Origin of the sequence: Haloimpatiens lingqiaonensis, from assembly GCF_901447495.1 — a bacterium.
GTDB classification, from domain to species: Bacteria; Bacillota; Clostridia; order Clostridiales; family Clostridiaceae; genus Haloimpatiens; species Haloimpatiens lingqiaonensis.
The window spans coordinates 1-1,498 of the sequence record NZ_CABDWS010000165.1; the positions used below are offsets into that span (position 1 = coordinate 1).

Genomic DNA, 1,498 nt, shown 5'->3' on the forward strand with positions numbered 1-1,498 from the left:
TGAGTAAATTTCATATTTTATAATCATTGATTTTACTAACTTTTTTATTATTCAAAAAGGAAATTCACCCCAAAATGTCGAATATTTAAGTAGCACCCAAAATAAACAACAAAAAGGAGTGAATACTTATGTATATTCGACAAGAGTGCTTATTTTCCTTTGAAGAAATAATAAAATTTCAGCCTAAAACTAGGCTTGAATTAATTCTAGTTCAATTAGATTTTTCAAATGTATTAAATGGTTTAGCACAGCTACACGCTACGCGTGGCCCGAAAGGGCATAACGAGCTAGCACTATTGTATGCTTTAGTTGCCATGCAAGTTGAAAAAATTAAATACTTTAATAAGTTAGTCGATAGACTTAAGACCGATCCTGTATTTAGGTATAATTGCGGTTTTAACCTCTTAGAGAAAACACCTTCAGCATCAACCTTTAGTAGATTTTTAACTAAACTGTCTAAGACACCTTCATTGGAATATGACTTCGAGTGTTTAGTTAAAAAGGCCATTAGTATAGGAATTATTGATGGTTCAAATGTAGCAATCGATTCTACTAAAATTGATTCTTTTGAAAAAGCTCGACCTAAATCTAAACTCAAGAAAAATGCTGTTTCCCCAAACTGGGGAGCTAAGAACGATACTGATGGTAATAAAATACGTTGGTTCGGATTTAAGCTTCACATACTAGCAGATTGCAAGAGTGAACTACCCTTAAGCATATTGCTATCTCCCGCTAGTTACAGTGATGGAGATTTAGCCATTCCGCTGATAAAAAAGTTCATCACCAAGTACTCCGAAGTTTTGAGTCCTAAGCATTTTATTATGGATAAAGGTTATGATTTTCAAAAGATTTATGATTATGTTACTCACGATGTTAAAGCACAACCAATTATAGCTTTCAATCCTAGGGCACAGTATGCTCCACCAGAAGGATTTAACGAGAAGTTTGAACCCATATGCTCAATGGGATATCCATTAACTTACTGGGGAAAAGATGGTGACTACCTTAAATTTAGATGTCCACAATCAACCGGTAAGATTAATTGCCCATTTGGAACAAAGCATTGTAGCAATTCAAACTATGGATTTTGCCTAAAGGTAAATTATAAAGAGAATAATAGGTATTACTCTTATCCTCTTAGGAGCAGTGAATATTGGCAAAAACTCTATAATCAACGCACCTCTATCGAGAGGTGTAACTCAAGATTGAAAGAGTACCTAAATGTTAATAATCTGCGTTCAGCAGGTATAAGAAAAGCAAAAGTTGTAGCGTTACTAAACTGTATGGCTTTAATAGCAGGAACTATTGCTGTTAATCAGAAGTCTAACGACTTAAATTTAAAGCAAGCAGGATAAATTTATTAATTTTAAAAGTTATCCACAGGTGCAATAGCACCCTAGCTTTGCTATTATCTTTTTCTGCATAAAATAGTTAATTATTAACAAAGAGTAATGATTTTTAAATGTAATTGAGGAAGGTTAATTGTGCAATTTCCTCA

General features: G+C 33.2%; 1 protein-coding gene. It reads left to right on the forward strand.

Annotation, left to right across the window (positions count from 1 at the left end):
- Positions 1-128 precede the first annotated feature (128 nt).
- On the forward strand, positions 129-1,355 hold the full coding sequence (locus tag FGK85_RS15100) for a transposase (protein ID WP_138207976.1): 1,227 nt from the start codon (positions 129-131) through the stop codon (positions 1,353-1,355).
- The last annotated feature ends 143 nt before the right edge of the window (positions 1,356-1,498 follow it).

What these genes read in the sequence shown, in the direction of transcription:
- FGK85_RS15100 (WP_138207976.1), top strand. Translation starts at nt 129, where the DNA reads ATGTATATTCGACAAGAGTGCTTATTTTCCTTTGAAGAAATAATAAAA.